At 43.4% G+C, this 19,342-nt stretch carries 25 protein-coding genes; 23 read left to right on the top strand and 2 right to left on the bottom strand.

The window, feature by feature from the left end:
• Positions 1–63: 63 nt before the first annotated feature.
• The 15 genes from ACFVU8_RS28560 (at position 64) to trxA (ending at position 10,085) form a co-directional block, all read left to right on the top strand.
• On the top strand, positions 64–537 hold the full coding sequence (locus ACFVU8_RS28560) for an NUDIX hydrolase (protein ID WP_387431982.1): 474 nt from the start codon (positions 64–66) through the stop codon (positions 535–537).
• A gap of 424 nt (positions 538–961) precedes the next feature.
• Positions 962–1,324 carry an SdpI family protein gene (locus tag ACFVU8_RS28555; protein ID WP_387431979.1) on the top strand — a complete coding sequence of 121 codons (363 nt, stop codon included), beginning with the start codon at positions 962–964 and terminating at the stop codon, positions 1,322–1,324.
• A 46-nt stretch (positions 1,325–1,370) separates the two neighbouring features.
• The gene (locus tag ACFVU8_RS28550) at positions 1,371–1,805 is read left to right on the top strand and encodes a hypothetical protein (RefSeq protein ID WP_387431978.1); all 435 of its coding nucleotides are present in this window, start codon (positions 1,371–1,373) and stop codon (positions 1,803–1,805) included.
• Between the two features lie 102 nt (positions 1,806–1,907).
• Positions 1,908–2,639 (top strand): HAD-IA family hydrolase, encoded by a 732-nt coding sequence (locus ACFVU8_RS28545; RefSeq protein WP_387431975.1) that lies wholly within the window; start codon positions 1,908–1,910, stop codon positions 2,637–2,639.
• 146 nt (positions 2,640–2,785) lie between these two features.
• Positions 2,786–3,139, top strand: coding sequence for a DUF3139 domain-containing protein (locus tag ACFVU8_RS28540; RefSeq protein WP_387431973.1), 354 nt, complete (start codon positions 2,786–2,788; stop codon positions 3,137–3,139).
• A gap of 15 nt (positions 3,140–3,154) precedes the next feature.
• The gene (locus tag ACFVU8_RS28535; RefSeq protein WP_387431970.1) at positions 3,155–3,619 is read left to right on the top strand and encodes a GNAT family N-acetyltransferase; all 465 of its coding nucleotides are present in this window, start codon (positions 3,155–3,157) and stop codon (positions 3,617–3,619) included.
• Positions 3,620–3,631: 12 nt separating this feature from the next.
• Complete coding sequence (locus tag ACFVU8_RS28530; protein WP_387431969.1) at positions 3,632–4,408, top strand: class I SAM-dependent methyltransferase; 777 nt, start codon at positions 3,632–3,634, stop codon at positions 4,406–4,408.
• Position 4,409: 1 nt separating this feature from the next.
• The gene (locus ACFVU8_RS28525) at positions 4,410–4,682 is read left to right on the top strand and encodes a GyrI-like domain-containing protein (protein ID WP_387431966.1); all 273 of its coding nucleotides are present in this window, start codon (positions 4,410–4,412) and stop codon (positions 4,680–4,682) included.
• Between the two features lie 52 nt (positions 4,683–4,734).
• On the top strand, positions 4,735–5,034 hold the full coding sequence (locus ACFVU8_RS28520; RefSeq protein ID WP_246317058.1) for an ArsR/SmtB family transcription factor: 300 nt from the start codon (positions 4,735–4,737) through the stop codon (positions 5,032–5,034).
• Between the two features lie 60 nt (positions 5,035–5,094).
• Complete coding sequence (locus ACFVU8_RS28515; protein ID WP_379468984.1) at positions 5,095–5,430, top strand: arsenic metallochaperone ArsD family protein; 336 nt, start codon at positions 5,095–5,097, stop codon at positions 5,428–5,430.
• The gene (gene arsA, locus ACFVU8_RS28510) at positions 5,427–7,259 is read left to right on the top strand and encodes an arsenical pump-driving ATPase (protein WP_387431964.1); all 1,833 of its coding nucleotides are present in this window, start codon (positions 5,427–5,429) and stop codon (positions 7,257–7,259) included. The genes ACFVU8_RS28515 and arsA overlap by 4 nt, the downstream gene beginning before the upstream one ends.
• A 289-nt stretch (positions 7,260–7,548) precedes the next feature.
• Positions 7,549–8,109 carry an OsmC family protein gene (locus ACFVU8_RS28505; RefSeq protein ID WP_387431961.1) on the top strand — a complete coding sequence of 187 codons (561 nt, stop codon included), beginning with the start codon at positions 7,549–7,551 and terminating at the stop codon, positions 8,107–8,109.
• Between the two features lie 41 nt (positions 8,110–8,150).
• Positions 8,151–8,921, top strand: coding sequence for an SDR family NAD(P)-dependent oxidoreductase (locus ACFVU8_RS28500; protein ID WP_387431959.1), 771 nt, complete (start codon positions 8,151–8,153; stop codon positions 8,919–8,921).
• A 100-nt stretch (positions 8,922–9,021) separates the two neighbouring features.
• Complete coding sequence (locus tag ACFVU8_RS28495) at positions 9,022–9,594, top strand: TetR/AcrR family transcriptional regulator (RefSeq protein ID WP_387431957.1); 573 nt, start codon at positions 9,022–9,024, stop codon at positions 9,592–9,594.
• Positions 9,595–9,770: 176 nt separating this feature from the next.
• Positions 9,771–10,085 (top strand): thioredoxin, encoded by a 315-nt coding sequence (gene trxA, locus ACFVU8_RS28490; RefSeq protein ID WP_175371780.1) that lies wholly within the window; start codon positions 9,771–9,773, stop codon positions 10,083–10,085.
• A 112-nt stretch (positions 10,086–10,197) separates the two neighbouring features.
• On the opposite strand, the gene ACFVU8_RS28485 is transcribed toward trxA, so the two are convergent.
• The gene (locus ACFVU8_RS28485; RefSeq protein ID WP_387431955.1) at positions 10,198–11,160 is read right to left on the bottom strand and encodes an alcohol dehydrogenase catalytic domain-containing protein; all 963 of its coding nucleotides are present in this window, start codon (positions 11,158–11,160) and stop codon (positions 10,198–10,200) included.
• Positions 11,161–11,283: 123 nt separating this feature from the next.
• On the opposite strand from ACFVU8_RS28485, the gene ACFVU8_RS28480 reads away from it, so the two are divergent.
• From ACFVU8_RS28480 to hisC, 6 genes are all read left to right on the top strand, one after another.
• Positions 11,284–11,937 (top strand): metalloregulator ArsR/SmtB family transcription factor, encoded by a 654-nt coding sequence (locus ACFVU8_RS28480; RefSeq protein ID WP_379468992.1) that lies wholly within the window; start codon positions 11,284–11,286, stop codon positions 11,935–11,937.
• 69 nt (positions 11,938–12,006) lie between these two features.
• Positions 12,007–13,140, top strand: coding sequence for a flavin monoamine oxidase family protein (locus ACFVU8_RS28475; RefSeq protein ID WP_387431952.1), 1,134 nt, complete (start codon positions 12,007–12,009; stop codon positions 13,138–13,140).
• A gap of 255 nt (positions 13,141–13,395) precedes the next feature.
• Positions 13,396–14,322, top strand: coding sequence for a thioredoxin-disulfide reductase (trxB, locus tag ACFVU8_RS28470; protein ID WP_387431950.1), 927 nt, complete (start codon positions 13,396–13,398; stop codon positions 14,320–14,322).
• 15 nt (positions 14,323–14,337) lie between these two features.
• Positions 14,338–14,736, top strand: coding sequence for a rhodanese-like domain-containing protein (locus ACFVU8_RS28465; RefSeq protein ID WP_387431948.1), 399 nt, complete (start codon positions 14,338–14,340; stop codon positions 14,734–14,736).
• Entirely contained in the window at positions 14,733–15,077 is a 345-nt protein-coding gene (locus ACFVU8_RS28460) for a thioredoxin family protein (RefSeq protein WP_175371775.1), read from the top strand. Before ACFVU8_RS28465 ends, ACFVU8_RS28460 begins: the two co-directional genes overlap by 4 nt.
• Positions 15,078–15,231: 154 nt before the next feature.
• Complete coding sequence (gene hisC / locus ACFVU8_RS28455; RefSeq protein ID WP_387431945.1) at positions 15,232–16,287, top strand: histidinol-phosphate transaminase; 1,056 nt, start codon at positions 15,232–15,234, stop codon at positions 16,285–16,287.
• Positions 16,288–16,445: 158 nt separating this feature from the next.
• On the opposite strand, the gene ACFVU8_RS28450 is transcribed toward hisC, so the two are convergent.
• Positions 16,446–17,999 carry a glycosyl hydrolase family 18 protein gene (locus ACFVU8_RS28450; RefSeq protein WP_246317057.1) on the bottom strand — a complete coding sequence of 518 codons (1,554 nt, stop codon included), beginning with the start codon at positions 17,997–17,999 and terminating at the stop codon, positions 16,446–16,448.
• 698 nt (positions 18,000–18,697) lie between these two features.
• Between ACFVU8_RS28450 and ACFVU8_RS28445 the strand changes: the two genes are divergently transcribed.
• The gene (locus ACFVU8_RS28445; RefSeq protein WP_387431942.1) at positions 18,698–19,213 is read left to right on the top strand and encodes a phosphotransferase; all 516 of its coding nucleotides are present in this window, start codon (positions 18,698–18,700) and stop codon (positions 19,211–19,213) included.
• A complete protein-coding gene (locus tag ACFVU8_RS28440; RefSeq protein WP_387431940.1) occupies positions 19,197–19,334 on the top strand; it encodes a hypothetical protein in 138 nt (45 codons plus the stop codon). Before ACFVU8_RS28445 ends, ACFVU8_RS28440 begins: the two co-directional genes overlap by 17 nt.
• The last annotated feature ends 8 nt before the right edge of the window (positions 19,335–19,342 follow it).

The following is a 19,342-nucleotide window of genomic DNA, read 5'->3' as shown; positions in this document are numbered from 1 at the left end:
AGAGTTCGAATGATGAAAAGTGAGAGTGCATAAATATCATTAATCACTGGAGGCCATACCCATATGAAGATTAGATCAGTTTCCTTAGGGATCATTAGAAGAGAAGAGGACATTTTAGTTCAAGTAATTAATTATCCTGGGATAAGTACAACTTTCTACCGACCTATCGGTGGGACTATTGAGTTTGGTGAAAATAGCAAACAAGCATTGATAAGAGAAATTAGGGAAGAACTGAATCAAGAAATTGAAGAGCCTATATTAATTTCTGTCATAGAAAACATATTTGGTACTGAGGATGATAGGGGACATGAAGTGAATTTCATTTATGAAGCGAAATTGAAAGAAAAGACTTTATATGAACTTGATGAGATAGAGGGTATAGAAGGAGATATTAAATATAAAGCTCAATGGAAACCTTTGAACTTTTTCAAAACAGATTCAGAAGATATAAAGTTGGTTCCAGATGGACTATTGGATGTACTTTTAAAACAAGATAACCCAAATATAAGCATCATTAAGCATGTAAGAGCCAACTAAAATTAATATGAAATGAGATAGGAGAACAGAATTGAGTAGAGGGTTAAGAAATTTAATGGATATCTTCCTAATTGAAATTAAGAAATTAAATAAGAATAGTATGGTGAGATTCTTAATCCAATATCTCTTATGCATTTCGCCCACCATTATAGTGATATCATTATTAATTCATTTCTATCCAAATACAGGTTTAGGGAGGATTGTGGCATTACCAACGATTTATGTCATCAATACATCCATAATAGTAGTTGGAATGATCCTTCAAAAGAAATTTAAACCGTTTTTAAATTTTATGATATGGATCATGTTGATAGTGATAACGATATCAATAGCTTTAAATGTTTATCCTCAAGAATCAGGACCGCCGGTAATTGAATTGATTTTCAAAAAGTGAGTTAAAAACTTGAATAGAGTGGGGGAACTCATGAACGATAGTCAAATAGCTAGTTTAATTATCACTCTTCTAATAGGACTAATCACTTGTGTAACCGGACTCATTGTGAAGAAAAAACCTCCGAAAACGATAAATTCACTATATGGATACAGAACCAGGAGATCGATGAAAAGTCAGTTATTATGGGATGAAGCCAATAGATACAGTGCAGAATTAATGATCAGATATGGGCTGGCGTATGCATTAATTGGCTTAATATTAAGCCTTCTATTCGAAGGTACATATCTTTCACTTGTTGTTACTGGACTGATCTTTGTACCATTCACACTCTTGATTATAAAAACTGAAAAGCGATTACAAGAGCTTGATGATGAGCTAAGCAAGAAAGATTGATTTAGGCAGTAACCACTTAAAAGCGAACATCACAAGGAGGAACAGCATGAAAAACTATATAAATAACAATGAATATCAAATTAGTTTGCCGTACTTAGGGGCTAAATACGCAGCATTTTTTAGTATGATGGGTATTTTTTCAATATTAATTCATCAGATTTGGGATCTAGAGCAATGGAAAGAAATTTACATAGTAATATTAATAGCATTGATATGTGTCGCTGGAGTATCGATGATAAAAGAGATTAGGAAAAAACGCAGCATTGTTATAACAGATAGCAACGTGATAATTGATGGTGTGTCTCTTGAAGCTAATGAAATAAAATATACCAATATCAATAAATATTTCATAGAATTTGAAACCAGTAAGAAAAGCTGGTCTCAGCGTGTGATCAGGTTTGATTTTAAGGGCATAGAAAAAGAAACTCATAGAAATGACTTGAAGGCATGGCTAAGGCGGCAAAACATAACAATTAAATGAGAATTCTAGGCGAGCCAGCTTTGAAAGGAATTGCCGGATGCGGATTCAGCAAAGATAGGTTAGAAGATGACCTATATATTTTCGAGAAGAGGGTATAAGAATATGAGTTATCGAGCCTCTAATACCGGTAGTACAGCAATCCTTTTCGATTCAGGTAAGGTGTTAAATGGTCCTGTTACAGGGCATTGGTTTATTAGCCCCAACTTTTTAAACTTTATCGATGAGAAGATATTCCGATCAATAGACAAGCAGAGTAGAAATAAGGCATTCCATAAAGCAAATACATATATATCAAAGCAGAACTTGATTAGAAATGAAGATGAAGAATTCCATCATTTCATTGAGTTCTATAGAATTTTCGCAGCTGAATTGCCTCAGTTAGGATTAGATGAGGAACTGATCAAAGCTATCGCGTCTGATTTAGTTTTTAATTATGATAAGTACAAGTTCTATAGTGATGCCTTAGAATTAATACCAGAGTTGAGCAAAACTTATAAGCTGGCTGTTGTTTCGGATGCTTGGCCATCTTTGGATAATGTATTTACACAAGCCGGATTAAGGGATTACTTTTCATCCTTTATTATTTCCTCAATAAAAGGGGTCAGCAAACCACATGAGTTAATGTACAAGGCTGCTCTTGAAGAGCTGGAAGTCTCTCCATCTGAGGCTATATTTGTTGATGATAACATTAGAAACTGTGATGGAGCTGAGAAGCTTGGTGTTCACTCTATGGTATTGAGCCGGGAAATAAAGCAGTATTTATATAATAGGATTACTAGCCCCAGACATTCAATAGTACGAAACTTAAATGACGTGATGAACAAATTAAAGTAATCTCGATAGAGACAACAAACGACCCGGCTTAAGATAAGAGTTATCTGAGGCTGGGTTGTTTTGTGGAGATGAGGTGGCTAAATTATGAAGTCCCAAGAAAAGAAAATCTCAAAATAAAAATTGAGAAAGGTGAGAGGATTATTGTAATGACGACGAAAATAAAAATTCTAATAATCATAGTAGGCATTCTAGTAACCGCATTAGTAATAACACCTGTTGCTTACGTTCAGGTAAACAAAATCGTATATGCAAATAGAGTAACGAACTATCTGATAGAAGAAAAGAAATACAGTAGAGAAGAAATAGCGTCCGTAAAAGGAGTATGGGGAATAAAATTACCGCCATTTTATGCGGTAGTCATTTTTAAAGATGAACCAGATGTTGAATATGTATATTTTGCACATAATGAAGTTTTGCAGTTTAGTCATAGATTGACACAAGAAGGCAGAGGAAATGGTATTACTGAATCGGAATTGAAACATTATGTTCCATTAGAATAAACAGGGGTGGGTTTCATGAATGAAAAAATTAAAATTAGAGAATTCACTAAAGAGGATAGTCAAAAAATCTCAACCATTATTCGAGACAATCTAGCACACGTTAACAGTAAAGATTATCCCGAGAAGATCATTACTAATATGTATAGTATTTTTACGCCGGAGTATCTCGTCAGTTTATCAGAGCGTAGGAAAGTGTTTGTGGCTGTTATGAATAATACGATTATCGGAACTATTAGTTTGGATAGGGATACTATCTATACGCTTTTTGTTGATAAAGACCATCATCATTTAGGCATTGGACGGATACTTATTAATTTCATTGAAGGAATTGCCCGTAATACTGGAATCACATCGCTTAAACTACCTAGTAGTATAACGGCACAAAGTTTCTATGAGAAGCTTGGGTATCATAAAATCGATGTAGTTGAATCTGAAGAATACGGCAGAGATATTATTATGATGAAGAATATAAGTGAGTGAGTGAGCGGGAGGATGATATTTACGGATAAGCGACTTACATTTAATGAGGATGTGGAGAACTACGATAAGTGGAGACCCACCTATTGTGATAAGTTATTCCAAGATATTATGGCCTACGCTCAAATTGAACAAGATAACAAAGCAATTGAGATTGGTATTGGCACAGGTCAGGCTACAAGACCTTTCTTGGAAACAGGCTGTGAATTAACAGCAATTGAATTAGGAACAGGCCTCGCAGAATATTCAAGATTAAAGTTCCGAGAGTTTGAAAATTTTACGGTATGCAATACTACATTTGAAGAGTTTGAATGCCCCGATAACAGCATAGATTTAATTTATTCAGCTACTGCATTTCATTGGATTCCAGAAGAAGTGAGCTATCCTAAAGTCGCGAAGTTATTAAAGAACGATGGGACACTAGCATTATTTTGGAACCGGCCCTTTGTAGCACGAGAAAATGATGAATTACATCAGAATATTCAAGCCATCTATCAAAAATATAGACCCTCTAATACCAAGATTATAGAACATGACACTGCAAGATATAACAACATATCCAAAACTATTCAAGCTTATGGATTTAGAGATGTTGTGTTTAAGCTATATCATTTAACTAGAAGCTTTTCTTCGACTGACTACATCGCATTATTGAATACATACTCAGACCATAGAACTATGCCATCCATTACAAAAGAAAGGTTTGAAGATGAGATTAAAGAAGCCATTATAAAATTTGGTGATGTGTTAAATGTTTATGATACGATCGACTTGTATTTAGCCAGGAAATGATTTGTTCTCGTTAAACTATCCAGAGATTACGGACGAAAGTAACTTTACTTATATTGCAAGCATTGAGGTGATCGATCTTAAACCAGTCCCTTCCGGAATGATCCAAAGAACAATACTAAGCTCAAAGTATGCCGTTTTCACGCATAAGGGTTCACTAAATAATCTAAAACATACATACAACTATATATATGGAGTTTGGTTGCCGGACTGTGGTTATGAATTGGATGAACTTGATACGATGGAGTATTATGATTTGACTTATCCAGTTATGTAGCATATGATGAATACATCAAAAAAAATTGATGTATTGGATGGTGAGAATAACCATGGAGCATTCGCTACTGTTTGCTAACTATGAACGAAAGTTCAAAGCGTTGGCAGATCAGAAGCGCTTGTCGATTTTATATGAGATCAATAAGCGTTCTGAGGTATGTGTGTGTGATTTGGAAGCGATCGTGGATCTGCCGCAATCTAAGCTATCTTATCATCTCAAATTGTTGCTCGATGCAGATTTGTTGAAATGCCGCAAAGAGGGCCGCTGGAATTACTACAGAATTAATGAAGAGGCCATGCAGTATTTATTGTCTGACGACGTTTGTTGTATTTTTTACCCGCCGAAAGGATAAGCGGGTAAAATTTTTAAATAATACATCAAAAAAAATTGATGAATTGGAGGTCTTTTTTAAATGATCAAAATAGAAGTGTTCGAATCCGGTGGCTGCTGCTCAACAGGTGTCACTAACCCGGAAGAAAAACGGGCATCGATTCGCTTTGCGGTAGCCGTTAGCCAGTTATCTCAAGCAGGGTTCGATGTTAGTGGATATAACCTTCTGAGTGATACAACGAAGTTTGAAGAGAATGAGGCGGTTAAGGAAGCACTAGCAAGTGATCCCAGCAGCTTGCCTGTTACTTTGCTCAATGGCGTTGTTGTGAAGACACGTTCATTACCTACTAATGAGGAACTATCTGAGTGGACGACAATGTCCCTTGAACGACTTGAAGGCAAAGGAGAATCGATATGATAGCTTCATTTGATGTGAGCCAAATCCAAGTTACACCTTATTTATTTTTCACAGGAAAAGGGGGCGTAGGAAAAACTTCAACGGCATGTGCGACAGCAGTAGCCTTAGCGGATCAGGGAAAAAGAGTACTGTTAGTCAGCACCGATCCAGCCTCTAATTTACAGGATGTTTTTCAGACGGATTTGGATATGAACTATAAGTCGATCCCGGAAGTTCCTAATTTGTTCGTCACTAACCTGGACCCGGAGGAGGCTGCGTCCCGTTATCGTGAGGATGTTGTGGGACCCTATCGCGGTAAGCTACCTGAGGTAGTGATTAATCAGATGGAAGAACAGCTATCCGGATCTTGTACAGTTGAGATTGCTTCTTTTAATGAATTTTCTCATTTGCTAACCGATCAGGCGTTAACGGAATCGTTTGATCATATTATTTTTGATACAGCGCCAACAGGACATACCTTGCGTCTTCTGCAACTCCCCAATGCCTGGAATGAATTTCTGCACAACAGTAAGGAAGGTACAACTCAGGGGGGCTTGCTAGCCGGATTGGATAAGCGTAAAGAAGTGTATAAGCAAACAGTTGATGTGCTCAGCGATCCACGGCAAACGTCTCTTGTGCTTGTAACACGGCCGGATCACGCACCGCTGAAAGAAGCTGCACGTGCGTCCCAGGAATTGGCGGAGACAGGAATCAAGAATCAAATACTTATTGTCAACGGGCTATTAATGAAGCCACTAGCTGGTGATAACACAGCGGCAGCTTATACGAAGCGGCAACAAGACGCACTAGCTCAACAATCTACTTTACTGCAATCTCTGCCAACCTATGCCGTACCATTGGTGTCGTTTAATGTGGCCGGGGTCGCCAATGTTCGTCGTTTATTCGCTGATGAGCAAAATGTTCCTAATCCTGAAATGAATATGGCAGAATTAAAGGTTTCAGGGCTAGCCGCAATTTTAGACGACATTGAAGCTAAGGGTCAACGTGTTATTTTTACAATGGGAAAAGGTGGCGTCGGGAAAACCACGATTGCGAACGCTATCGCTGTTGGTTTGGCAGCACGCGGTCTAAAGGTACATCTTACGACGACAGATCCTGCAACACAGCTAGACCAAATCATGCACGACAACATTAAAGGCCTACTCAGCATGAGCAAAATTGATCAAAAAGTTGAAGTGGAGAAGTATCGTCAAGAAGTCCTGGATAAAGCGCGAGAAACTATGGACGAACACAGCATTGCTTATGCCGAGGAAGAATTAAATTCTCCGTGTACAGAAGAAATTGCAGTGTTTCGTGCGTTTGCTGATCTGGTGGATAGAGCAGATAACGAAATCGTAGTGATTGATACGGCGCCCTCCGGTCATACGCTGTTACTGCTCGATGCGACAGAATCGTATCATAAGGAAATTGCGAACGCTTCCGGGGAAGTACCGCCATCTGTGAAACAATTATTGCCACGCTTGAGAAACGAAGAGGAGACGGCAGTCATCATCGTCACCCATGCAGAAGTTACGCCGGTGTTCGAAGCGGAAAGACTCACGGCTGATCTAAGACGAGCGGGGATTTATCCCAAGTGGTGGTTGATTAACCAAAGCATGGCCCTTACCGGAACCAAAGATGCCATTCTACAGCAACGCGCAGCAAGTGAGCGAACTTGGATCCAGCGAGTGGAAGAAATCTCGGGTAGCCACTATGTTGTATTGCCTTGGCAATCCAACGAGGAGCACGGTGGTGAGCAGCAACATAAGATGAATAAAGACGGATTCTCGATACTGCCGGGATCACGCATCAATGAGGGCTGCTGTGGACCTAAGACTAGCTGTTGCTAACATTTTATTGAGGATTAGAGTTAAACAACATAACTTCTACTAGAGAGCTTTCTCTGGTAGGAGTTTTTTTAATACGATTTGAAGAGTGAAAAGAATAGAAAACAATCCCATCTTGACATTCTACCTTCTAGTAGGTAATATAAACGTGTACTTCGGTGATCCGCACATTGCTCGACATTGGGAATACGAAGTAGAGATAAGAATTAAGAAGTAAGAAAATGAATCAAAGACAAGGTCATTATATTCATTAACTACCTATTAGTAGGTAAAAAGGAGTGATGTCAACAAAATGAGTACGAACCGACAGCTCATTAACGGGATTGATGTAGATGCGCTCAAGCAATTTGCAGGAAGCGTTGCAGATGATCCGAGCAATGGCATGACACAATTTCAAGTAACCACCGATTGGTTGAAAGGAACCCAGTCCAGTTCTTCCATTAAGCAGCTTAAGCTTGGGGAACAAACGCTGGAGAGGGACTTTCAGATTTTAATTGACGAACCTGCTGAACTGCTGGGTGAGAATTTGGCAGCTAATCCGCAAGAGTATCTCATGGCTGCGCTAAATGCTTGTATGGTTGTTGGTTATGTGGCCGCAGCGTCGCTGGAGAATGTCCAACTGGAGCAATTGCGAATTCAAACAGAAGGCACGCTGGATCTTCGCGGCTTTCTAGGTCTGGATGAGAGTATTAAGCCCGGATATGAAGAATTGCAGTATAAAGTGACTGTGGCTGGGAATGGAACGCCTGAGCAATGGCAACGAATTCATGAGAACGTGACGCGCACATCGCCCAACCGTTGGAATGTAGCCAATGCGATTCGGCTGAACAGTGAATTGATCATTGAAGAATAGATGAAACACTAATTAACTAATCAACTTGAGGAGTGAATCCAATGAAATTTGAAAATAAAACAGTTATCGTTACAGGTGGAGGAACAGGCATCGGTAAGACTACAGCTAAGCGTTTTTTTGAAGAAGGAGCAAATGTTGTCATTAACGGCCGCCGCGAAGATGTTTTGAAGCAAACGGCCCTTGAAATCGATCCATCTGGTAAAAGAGTGCTGGCGGTATCCGGCGACATTAGCCTTCCTGAAACCTCAGCCAATCTTGTGAAAGCAGCCGTTGAAAACTTCGGCGGTATTGATGTGCTGGTCAACAACACCGGCAAATTTAATCCAACTCCATTCTTGGACCATACGCCAGACGATCTGCAATCTTATCTGGATACGATTGTTAAAGGAACGTTCTATCCTTCGCAAGCCGTAGTGCCTGAATTGAAGAAAAGAGGCGGCGGTGCCATCGTGAACACTGGCTCGATGTGGGCGATTCAAGCTGTAGAAGCTACGCCGTCTTCAGCGTACTCTGCTGCAATGGCAGGACGTCACGCTCTGACACGCAACCTGGCAATTGAATTGGCAGGGGATCAAATTCGGGTGAACGCGGTAGCACCAGCTGTGGTGGAAACTCCGATCTATAACACCTTTATGAGTGAAGAAGAGGTGGCAAAAGTACTGCCAAGCTTCAACGCGTTCCATCCGATCGGACGCAACGGAAGTCCGCTGGATGTAGCGGAAGCTATTTTGTTCTTGGCCAGTGATTCAGCGGCCTGGATTACGGGTGTCGTCATGCCACTCGACGGAGGGGTTACGGCTCGTCTGAGATAAATGTTATGTCAGGGTCAATCGCCATCGTGATTGGCCCTTCTTTTTTGGAGAGAAGAGGAAGGAAGTTGACAGCATACTTACTGAATGGTAGATTTTTTGTATGAATACGAAAAAAAACACACTGCAAAGTATTATGGATATTGGTCTGCAGCTGGTGCAGGAGCGCGGATATAACGGCTTCAGCTATGCGGATATTGCCGAGGCTGTTGGCATTCGCAAAGCGAGCATTCACTACCATTTTCCTTCTAAACAGGACTTAGTACAGGCTGTGCTACTCCAGTATCGCAAGGATTTTATGGACCGGCTACAGGCGGTAAAGGAGCAAGACCTTGATTCTCAAGGCAAGATTACCGGCTTTTTTGGATTGTACCGGGAGACACTGGAGGATAACGCCAAGTTATGTCTGTGTTCGATGATGGCTGCGGAGCTTCATTCTTTTCCTGAGGAGATACGTGCTGAGCTCAATCTTTTTTTCCGTGCGAATGAAAGCTGGGTTGAGGATGTGCTGGCACAAGGGCAAGAAGAGGGAGTCTTTAATTTCTCGACCAGTACTGAAGAGCAGGCGAAGATTTTGGTTGCCTTTGTGCAGGGGGCTCAATTAATGACCCGCTCGTTAGGCGATATTCATTATTTTGATACGCTGGTAGCGAGTTGTATGTCGAGTCTGAAATAAAGATCGTGTGCCTGTTAGCCAGGTGTCAGAAAGAGAGTCCATCTGAGGATGGGCTCTTTTCTATGTATATATTTGTATCGAAAAAAGATTACCCCTTGACGAAAAGTTTTCTTTTGTCTATAATTCAATTATTCAATTGAATATATTATATTCATATACACAAGGAGGCTATTCCTATGGGAGCAACTGCACTGACTAAACAATCTTTTCAAAACGAAATTCAATCTGGTGTTACTTTGGTTGATTTTTGGGCCCCTTGGTGTGGGCCATGTAAAATCCAGCTTCCAATCGTTGAAGAGCTGGCAGGCGAAATGTCCGGTCAAGCAACTCTTGCCACAGTGAATGTGGACAATGAACCAGAATTGGCTTCTCAATTCGGCGTGAGAAGTATTCCGACACTGTTGTTGTTCAAGGATGGACAACTGGTCGACACAATGGTCGGCGTCAATCCGAAGAATGTTTTGAAGGATAAAATCTTGAACCTGGTGTAATTGTCAGGGTTTAAAAATCCCGGCGGTGCTTAGTACAAGCGCTGTCGGGATTTTTGTACTATAGGGAAACTCTGTAGTAGTAATGAAAAGAACGCTCCACTTCTCAACATAGTTAACCGGAAATATGCAGCACAGGACGGAAGCGGGCTTCCGCGTTCATCACCCGGTCAAAGGCTTCGCCGGCACGTTCCAGAGGGAACGTCTCAATCATTGGCCTAACATCGGTCAGTACACTGAATTTAATGGCTTGTTCTACCTCTGGAGCATGTCCGGTAAATGAGCCGCGAACGATATGAGGGCCTTTCAAAAAGTCCATTGCTGACCATTCCAGTGGCTGTCCGGAGCCGGCTACAATAATGAGCTCACTGTCAGAAGACAGTCCGCCCAGAAGCGCGGAAATGGCCTTGGCGTTCGGTGCTGTGGCTAGAATGACTTTGGCTCCGCCTAATGCCTGTAGTGCTTGAGCGGGATTTTCTGTGTCCGAATCAATGTAGTGGTGTGCTCCAAGCCCACGCACTAAGGCCTCCTTATCGGTTCCGCGAGAGATAGCCACTGTGTTGAAGCCTGCTTTGTGAGCGTATTGAACAGCCAGGTGCCCCAGACCGCCGATCCCGAGTATTGCTACGAGATCGCCAGGTCTGGCTTTGCTATTTCTTAGAGCAGTGAATGTAGTTTCTCCTGCGCACATCAGCGGTGCCGCTTCTAACGCAGTTAACCCGTCTGGAATGCTGGATAAGCCGTCTTCGTAAGCAACCATATACTCAGCGTAGCCACCGTCCATGGTCAACCCTGTGACCTGTGCATGTCCGCCATGCCACCCGATGCCGACTCTTTGCCCAATTTTCCACTTCGCGACATCGGTACCAAGTGCCTCAACGATTCCGATCACCTCATGTCCGGGAATACGCGGATATTGTGAGGCAGCGCCTCTAATAGCTAATGCGTCACCGTTGCATACACCGCAGGCTTCGACACGTAGCAGCACTTGATCTGCTTCAGGTTGAGGGACCGGTACTTCGACACATTGCATCTTGTCACCTTTGGCCGGAATTTGCATGGCTTTCATCGTCTTCATGTATTTTCCTCCTTAGGGGTAATAATAAGTATGCATATCCGTGTTCATTAGGAACACTTGAAGTATAAATGAAAAAAAGTTATAATTCAATTATTCAATTGAATTAGGAAAGAAGGAATTTGTATGAATTCCATCAACAGTGATACATCTATCAAAGAGAGGGTCTATCAGCAATATGCTCGCATCGGTAAATGTTTATCCAGTGATAAAAGACTTGAGATTATGGATCTTCTCTCCAATGGGTCCAAAACCGTCGAGTGCTTGGCTGAGCAGACTGGCATGAGTGTGGCGAATGTATCGCGTCATCTGCAAATTTTATTGGAAGCAAGATTGGTGAAGTTCAGTAAAAAAGGGACCTATGCCATCTATTCGTTGGGCGATCCTGCAGTTATAGATTTTCTAATGTCTTTGTGGAACGTCTCTGAGAACCGGCTTTCTGATTTGCCGCGGATCAAAGAGGATCTGCTGAAGCAATATGAAGGGGTACAGACGATTTCAAAGCAGGAGCTGCTGCAAAAGATGGAGACGAATGCAGTAATTGTGCTGGATATTCGCCCAAGGGATGAATACGAAGCCGAGCATATTCAAGGGGCTCTATCTGTTCCTTTGGAGGAACTGGATGAGTATTTGCATACGGTACCATGTCATATTGAGCTGGCTGCTTATTGCAGAGGGCCTTATTGCTCTTATACAACACAGGCTGTAGAGCATATGCAGAATAGAGGCTTCACAGCCTATCGCATAGATGAAGGCGTACACGAATGGAATAGAGACTGATGAATTCCAGAGATGTGAGGTAGACAGCATTTATTGACCCTGTTGATTTATTATTGGAGGTTTATGAGGGTGAGAGTAGAGATAGAAGAGAAAAGTAATGATCCAGTGGTCATTGTCGGAGCAGGCTTAAGCGGACTGCGTGCGGCGTCTTTGCTTTTTTCACAAGGAATTCCTTGCGTGGTTCTGGAATCACGAGAGCGGTTCGGCGGTAGAGTCTTAAGCCAAGAAGCCCCGGATAAGCCTGAACTCGGCAAGTTTGACCTTGGACCAACATGGTTCTGGCCGCAATATGAGCCGATGATCGCTAGTCTGGTTCAAGAGCTAGATTTAGAAGTCTTTGCTCAGCATACCGAAGGAGCCATGTTATCCGAGCGATACAAGAATGAACCCGCGCAGCGTTTTATGCTGGCAGAAGGTGCAGTGGAACGTTCTATGCGCCTCACCGGAGGGGTGCGGTGTCTTATTGATGCTGTAGCAGCTACGCTTCCACCAGGTACGATTCAACTGAGCACGCGTGTAACCTCTATACGTGCTGACGAAGATCAGACCATTACCCTTGGAGCGGACTTTCCTGATGGTACACAGAAAAGCATAGCCGCAAGTGCAGTGATCCTGGCGTTACCACCTCGACTCGTGGCTCGTCATATTACATTTTCGCCGGCTCTTTCATCTGAACTTATGGCCAGTCTGATGGACAAACCGACTTGGATGTCGGGACAGGCCAAGGTGGTTGCAGTCTATGACACCCCCTTTTGGCGGCAAGATGGTCTTTCCGGTCTTGTTTCCAGTTGGGTTGGACCGCTGCAGGAGATTCATGATGCCTCACCAGCTACAGGCTCCGGTGCGCTCTTTGGCTTCTTCGGGATGAGGGCTGAGATGAGGCGGGAACTTGGGGAGGACAAAGTCCTGAGCCTCGTGGTTGAGCAACTGTCTCGCCTCTTTGGTCCATCTGCTGAAGCGATGAGCGGGCTCCTTTACAAAGATTGGTCGATGGACCCGGAGACAGCTGTGGAGGAGGATTCCACACCACTCGCCGACTTCCCTAATTATGGGCGTCTGAGCGGAGCGGGGGCTTGGAGCAAGAAAATCTTTTTTGCCGGAACCGAAACCTCGCTTGAACACGGCGGGCATCTGGAGGGTGCGCTTCAGTCAGCCGAACAGGCGGTTTCCGAAGTCATTCAGTTGTACCAAACACATGTATGAGTCTGTACGCTTATAGAGTTGTTTCGGGGCACGGCCGCTTAAGGCTGTGCTTTTGTTGTTGGTAAATGACGATTGAGAAGCCTATGAAGCTAAGAGGAAGCACTTTAATTTGTAATAGTAACTTGTGGCTTGACGAAGGAACCTATCAGGATTATAATTCAATTATTCAATTGAATAGTTATTTTCGAATTGTAAGTGATTATCAAATTTAAAATGAAATGTACCAGCATGATGATAAACATGGAGGGGTGCAAAATGTATAAATCCGTAATCGTAGGTACAGGTCCTGCCGGGCTGACCGCAGCGATCTATCTGGCTCGTGCCAATATGAATCCACTGGTGATTGAAGGACCCGAACCAGGAGGTCAGTTAACCACTACAACTGAAATCGAGAACTTTCCCGGTTTCCCAGAAGGCATTCTGGGGCCCGAGCTAATGGACAATATGCGTAAACAAGCGGAGCGCTTCGGCGCTGAATTTTTTACAGGCTGGGTGAACCAAGCAGATTTATCCGAACGTCCATTTAAGCTGCAAGTGGAGGGCAAAGGTGAGATTGTAACGGAAACATTGATTATCTCTACTGGGGCAAGCGCCAAGTATCTGGGCATTCCGGGCGAACAAGAAAATGTCGGACGTGGCGTAAGTACATGTGCCACCTGTGACGGATTCTTTTTCCGTGGCAAAGAGCTGATCGTAGTCGGCGGGGGAGATACTGCGCTGGAGGAAGCCAACTTCCTGACCCGTTTTGCTTCCAAAGTCACATTGGTTCACCGTCGTGAGGAATTGCGGGCTTCTAAAATTATGCAGGACCGTGCCCGCGCTAACGAAAAGATACAATGGGCGCTGAATAAAACACCTATAGAAGTCGCTGCTGGTGAGCGGGGAGTCTCGGGACTGAGAGTCATCAACAATACTACTGGGGAAGAAGAAGTGATACATGCGGACGGTGTATTCGTGGCTATTGGGCACAGACCTAACACAGGTTTCCTGAATGGACAGATCACAACGGATGATAACGGATATATTATAACGGTGCCAGGTACATCTGAGACGAATATTCCCGGGGTTTTCGCTTGTGGCGATGTGCAGGACAGCCGCTACCGGCAAGCGATTACTGCAGCAGGCAGTGGCAGTATGGCGGCCATTGACAGTGAGAAGTTTGTCGATGCGTTGGGACATTAAGCGATAGCCAAAGACATGATTGTTATATATACAACCCTCATTATTGCTCTAGTATGGATGGTGCTTCAGCTTTGGCCGGTTCCATCGTTATCGTGCTTGCGAATGAATTTACAGGACAGTTTGATGGTTGCGCCATCCTCTATTAAAGTACTCGATGTCAGGGATGCCGTTTTATACGACAAGGAACACATCCCTGACACGATTAACATATCGCTGGGCCGCTTGCCCTTTGTGTGGAATCAGAGTTTATCTTCCGGGGATGCAGTGATGATCCTGGCGGATAATTATTGTAAAAGCAAGAAGGCCGCTCGGATTCTGCACAGAAGGGGATTTCGCCGATTATATGCTGTTCGCGGCCCGGTTCTCAAACACTTGAGCAGTGTTCATGAACCTTTGAATGGAGATTCCGTATGAAAGAAATTACAGAAATAACTTCAATTGAAATGGCTCATGAGTTCCTTGAAAAGAATGAGCTGAGCTTTCTGTACGTGTCCAGACCGGAGTGCAGTGTATGCCATGCGATCCTGCCCAAGCTAAGAGAACTGCTGGATGCATACCCGCAAATTCACCTCGGACATATTGATGCTAATGTAGTGGAAGAGGTGGCGTCACAATTTTTGATTTTCACAGTGCCTGTGATGCTGCTAATGGCAGGTCAGAGGGAGTACATCAGAGCCGACCGGTTTGTAGTCTTCGACCGGCTTCAGGAGCAATTAGAGCAGATCTATACGTTACATCAGGAAAGGTATCTATAGATAACGGGCAGATGCAACCAGTAAGTTTATTGAAGGGCATCGGCTTGGATTGGTGATTGTTGCAAAGGTCTAGCATTCTATAATTGAATTATTTTCCTGTACTTGGTATTCTCTTTGAAAGAATCTCAATTTATTGAGTTGGGGGAGAGAGTCTATGTACATTAAGCAGACGATAGAGCAGCTAGCGCCTTATGTGCCGGGGATTCAGCCGCAGATGGACGGGCCAGTGATCAAGATTAACGCCAATGAGAATCCATATCCGCCGTCGCCACGGGTGAAGGAGATACTGAGTGAGTTCGATTATGGACAGCTTCGTTATTATCCGGACGCGACCAGCCAAAGATTAAGGACGTTAATCGGGACACATTTCAATCTTAGTTCCGGGCATGTGTTCTGCGGCAATGGTTCTGACGAGATTATTGCGTATCTGTTTCAAATCTGTCTGGAAGAAGGAGATTCTATCGCCACTCCTTATCCTACATACACCCTGTACAAGACGATCGCGGACATTCATCGAGTGCATACCGAATATGTGCCGACACGTGATGATTTCTCCATTGATATAGAAGCTCTCATTAATACAGGGGCTAAAGGCATCTTTATCGCTAACCCTAATGCACAGACGGGACTGCTGTTACCGTTTGCCGAGATTGAACGTCTGCTTCAGAGCTATGAGGGGCTAGTAGTTATCGACGAGGCATATATCGACTTTGCGCCAGCAACCACATCAGCTTATGAGTTAGTTGCACGTTATCCGAATCTCGTGGTGCTGCGGACCTTTTCCAAATCCTATTCACTGTGCGGTATTCGAGTAGGGTTCTGCTTAGCGGCCCCCATACTGGTGGATGCCTTGGATAAATGTCGGGATTCCTACAATGTCAGTCATCTCAGTCAGCTGATGGCCGCCGCGGCCTTTGAAGATCAGCTGTATTTGCAAAAGACCATTAAGCAGGTTGTTTCTACCCGCGAACGGGTCAGTGAGACGCTGATTCGTCTTGGTTTTGAAGTGCTGCCTTCGCAGGCAAACTTCCTTCTATGTAAGCCACAGCAACACGCAGCTAGTGATGTTTACGACTTTTTGAAGTCGAAGCATATTTATGTCCGTTATTTTGACGCCCCGCGGCTCTCGGATAAGCTGAGAATCAGCGTGGGGACGGATGAAGCGATGGATGCCCTACTAGAGCAGTTGAGAATTTTTATTGGCAATTAGATATACACCTAATATTGAAAAAGCCAGCGAGTCCCCGTGTTACTGGAGACCGGCTGGCTTTTGCTGTATCTGTGAATAATAGCCTCTGCTCTCGAGCAGATCATGGAGGAATTCAACCGTTCACTTAGGTGAAGGCCTGCCTCTCCCGTGCTCCTCGATTAATTGTTGCTCACCCGGAAAGCCTCCCATGCTCCGCCCACCGCAGTGCGGCTGGCAACTAGCTTGCCTCCGTTATTTAAATCACAAGTAACATACAAGTTATTGGCCAGTGCTTGCAGTGCAATCGTGCCATTCCCTAAATCCACACGATTAAACTTCTCCCACTGCTGGATGGTTGTAGCTTTGGCGATTAGTGCACCACCTGTATTGAGATCAGCGGTGACATACCTGCTATTGATTTTGGACTTGAGGGACACGGTGCCATCCGAGTTCGTGACTAATTCAAAAAGCTCCCAGTCTCCTGCGGCTGCTCTGTTGGCAACCAATTGCTCATTACCGTAGTTTTCAGCAGAGACGATTTGCTGATTGGCTTGGGCAACCAGATAGGAGTATCCTGTTGGATTGGGTGTCACATTACCAGTTACCTCGGAGTAAATGGCCTGAAGCAGTGCACCAGATCTGTCATTGCTGTACTCCCAGAACATTATGCCGCCCAGAGCATTATTCTTCACATATTGTACCTTCAGAGTGAGCGATTGCGGATCGTCATAAGAGATGAAGGTATTTCCATTAAACAAGTAAGGGGCTTGTGCACTGCTGTCCCAATACCGTGTATATCCGTTCTTATTCAAATACTGGCTGACAATCGTGTTGTAATCGGGTTCGAAGCCCCCGGAGCCAGGTCTGTCGAGGCCATTATTGCTATTCTGCACACCTGTCCAGGACCGGCCGTAAAAAGCTCCGCCAATGACCAGTTTGCTTGCGGGAACGCCACCATTTCGGAATAAATTGACCGCTGAGGTTACGCTAATATCTCTTCCGGACAAATTCGTATGGTGACCGGTGGTCGCATCCCAGCTTCCGTGGAAATCGTACGTCATCAGATTGATCCAGTCCAGCAGAGGCGTGATATTATTGATTTCTACGCCATTCAGATAGCTGCTGCTGGCTCCAGCGGCAATAGTCAGCAGGTACTGCTTGCCATTAATTTGTCCTTGCGCGTTTAGTTTGTCGCGAACCTTCGAGAGAAGCAAGGTGAAATTTTGTTTATCCTGCGGCCGTGCAGTTGTGCCTGCTGCAGGGTTAGTTGGATATTCCCAGTCCAGATCGACGCCATCCAAGTTATTGGCGGTCACCAGTTGCACAAGGCTGTCGGCAAAGGTTGTACGCGAGGCGTCTGTAAGTGCAGCATCAGAAAAACCGTTCGCACCCCAGCCCCCGACAGATAATAGAACCTTTAGATCCGGATTTCTGGATTTCAGTCCGACCATAGTTTGCAGATTCGTACGGTCATTATTTGTAATAGTGGCTCTGCCGTTGGAGATCAGGGCAAAGGAGTAATTGATATGAGACAATTGCTCTGCTTTGATATCATTCGCGGTCAAGTTGGCCCAGCCGGCTACATAAGCGATGATTTTCTTAGGAAGAGGAGCGGCATCGGCCTGCTGTGCTGGCCCCACGACAAGGCTCGAAGACACAAGAATGAAAGACAAGAAGAGGAGCATAACTATTTTACTGATAGATGGGGTAGTGCTAACTCGATTTTTGTTCATCACAAATTCTCCTTTTTGGTTTGAATTTTAAAATCTAGTAGCCTATCCATACCCTCCTCTCCAGGCGGACCACGCCCTTTCATTTGTATTTCTTTGTCCCTCATCCATTTTGCTGCGCGGCCATGCCTATTGACGCCCATCACTCTCATCCTTTCTGTTCTACACAGAATTACGACTATCGTGAGTGGTATATAACATAGTATGTAAGCGCTATCTATTGTTTTTAGAAGATCAACGAGTCTAGCAAAATGGACAGGGGTAGACAGCATAAATAGAGTTACACGCAAATAAGTGTGGGTAGGTTGTAGGTCTGGAAGAGGAAAGTGTAAGTCAACAGAGTACAGTGGCAATAATAATTGGAAGTTATAGAGTGCGTAGGATGGGGGAGGTACAGGGTAGATAACAGACGTTAATCTGCTACGGACGTGTGAGTTTTGTTGCAGCATCATTAAAAACTATGGTATCTATGTAAAAATAAGGATAATATATTAATGCGATATTTGTCAACTAGATTTGATAAATTGTCTTTAAATGGGGTATTAGAACGAAATTCAAAATCAGGGTAAATGAATAGAGTTTAGTTTATAACCATTTTTTCTAAATCAAATATAATCAATGACTGGTAGACTAAGGTTGATTGATTTTGTTCAGAAAAGAGGGTGGCATGTGCTGTGATCAGTGAGGCGGAGAACGTATAAATGCACTATTCGCTAGTTGAACCTATCATTGAATTCATTAGGCATAATGAGAATATTACCTTTAAAGTAACGGATAAAAAAGCTAACAGAAGCTATTTGCTACGTATCCATAAGCCAATATCTGAGGGTCTCTCAGGCGTTCAACATACATGGAATGGGCTACAGGCCGAAATGCGCTTGCTGCAGGAAATCGCTCACAACAACATTCTGAAAGTTCAGAAGCCGGTGGCAAATCGCGAAGGTGAGTGGGTCACTGACTATAACTCTGAGCAATTTGGGGCGACATTTGCAACTCTTCTTGAGTGGATCGAAGGGTCGACACTTACGCTAGAAGAAGATAATATCACGCAGATCGTATATAAATTAGGAGAAGATGTAGCCAGATTACATAAATTCTCTCAGACATTAGTTTCACAGGAGTCACATAGACCACTTTATGATGCTGCAAGGATTGAAGAAGAATTAACAGAGCTTCCGATATATCGAAGGACAAATATTCATGGATATTTTCATTAGCTATGCATTTTTCATTAATGATCCGGAGAAGAATGGGTGGATTAAAGAAGACGCTGCTAAAGTATGCAGTACGCATTGTCGAGATTTTCTGGATGGCAAAGAGGTGTACTACTTGTTGTGATGTTGGTT

Origin of the sequence: Paenibacillus sp. NPDC058177 (assembly GCF_042883835.1) — a bacterium.
Lineage (GTDB): Bacteria > Bacillota > Bacilli > Paenibacillales > Paenibacillaceae > Paenibacillus_AQ > Paenibacillus_AQ agri.
The sequence above is the reverse complement of the archived record's forward strand: the minus strand, read 5'-3'. Positions and strand labels throughout refer to the sequence as shown.

Excerpts from the sequence above, each read along its gene's own strand:
- ACFVU8_RS28500 (WP_387431959.1), top strand. The coding sequence starts at position 8,151 with ATGAAATTTGAAAATAAAACAGTTATCGTTACAGGTGGAGGAACAGGC.
- ACFVU8_RS28460 (WP_175371775.1), top strand. The coding sequence starts at position 14,733 with ATGAAAGAAATTACAGAAATAACTTCAATTGAAATGGCTCATGAGTTC.
- ACFVU8_RS28465 (WP_387431948.1), top strand. The coding sequence starts at position 14,338 with ATGATTGTTATATATACAACCCTCATTATTGCTCTAGTATGGATGGTG.
- ACFVU8_RS28515 (WP_379468984.1), top strand. The coding sequence starts at position 5,095 with ATGATCAAAATAGAAGTGTTCGAATCCGGTGGCTGCTGCTCAACAGGT.
- ACFVU8_RS28555 (WP_387431979.1), top strand. The coding sequence starts at position 962 with ATGAACGATAGTCAAATAGCTAGTTTAATTATCACTCTTCTAATAGGA.
- ACFVU8_RS28520 (WP_246317058.1), top strand. The coding sequence starts at position 4,735 with ATGGAGCATTCGCTACTGTTTGCTAACTATGAACGAAAGTTCAAAGCG.
- ACFVU8_RS28440 (WP_387431940.1), top strand. The coding sequence starts at position 19,197 with ATGGATATTTTCATTAGCTATGCATTTTTCATTAATGATCCGGAGAAG.
- ACFVU8_RS28485 (WP_387431955.1), bottom strand. The coding sequence starts at position 11,160 with ATGAAGACGATGAAAGCCATGCAAATTCCGGCCAAAGGTGACAAGATG.
- hisC (WP_387431945.1), top strand. The coding sequence starts at position 15,232 with ATGTACATTAAGCAGACGATAGAGCAGCTAGCGCCTTATGTGCCGGGG.
- trxA (WP_175371780.1), top strand. The coding sequence starts at position 9,771 with ATGGGAGCAACTGCACTGACTAAACAATCTTTTCAAAACGAAATTCAA.
- ACFVU8_RS28545 (WP_387431975.1), top strand. The coding sequence starts at position 1,908 with ATGAGTTATCGAGCCTCTAATACCGGTAGTACAGCAATCCTTTTCGAT.
- ACFVU8_RS28505 (WP_387431961.1), top strand. The coding sequence starts at position 7,549 with ATGAGTACGAACCGACAGCTCATTAACGGGATTGATGTAGATGCGCTC.
- trxB (WP_387431950.1), top strand. The coding sequence starts at position 13,396 with ATGTATAAATCCGTAATCGTAGGTACAGGTCCTGCCGGGCTGACCGCA.
- ACFVU8_RS28535 (WP_387431970.1), top strand. The coding sequence starts at position 3,155 with ATGAATGAAAAAATTAAAATTAGAGAATTCACTAAAGAGGATAGTCAA.
- ACFVU8_RS28560 (WP_387431982.1), top strand. The coding sequence starts at position 64 with ATGAAGATTAGATCAGTTTCCTTAGGGATCATTAGAAGAGAAGAGGAC.
- ACFVU8_RS28550 (WP_387431978.1), top strand. The coding sequence starts at position 1,371 with ATGAAAAACTATATAAATAACAATGAATATCAAATTAGTTTGCCGTAC.
- arsA (WP_387431964.1), top strand. The coding sequence starts at position 5,427 with ATGATAGCTTCATTTGATGTGAGCCAAATCCAAGTTACACCTTATTTA.
- ACFVU8_RS28530 (WP_387431969.1), top strand. The coding sequence starts at position 3,632 with ATGATATTTACGGATAAGCGACTTACATTTAATGAGGATGTGGAGAAC.
- ACFVU8_RS28445 (WP_387431942.1), top strand. The coding sequence starts at position 18,698 with ATGCACTATTCGCTAGTTGAACCTATCATTGAATTCATTAGGCATAAT.
- ACFVU8_RS28540 (WP_387431973.1), top strand. The coding sequence starts at position 2,786 with ATGACGACGAAAATAAAAATTCTAATAATCATAGTAGGCATTCTAGTA.
- ACFVU8_RS28480 (WP_379468992.1), top strand. The coding sequence starts at position 11,284 with ATGAATTCCATCAACAGTGATACATCTATCAAAGAGAGGGTCTATCAG.
- ACFVU8_RS28450 (WP_246317057.1), bottom strand. The coding sequence starts at position 17,999 with ATGAACAAAAATCGAGTTAGCACTACCCCATCTATCAGTAAAATAGTT.
- ACFVU8_RS28495 (WP_387431957.1), top strand. The coding sequence starts at position 9,022 with ATGAATACGAAAAAAAACACACTGCAAAGTATTATGGATATTGGTCTG.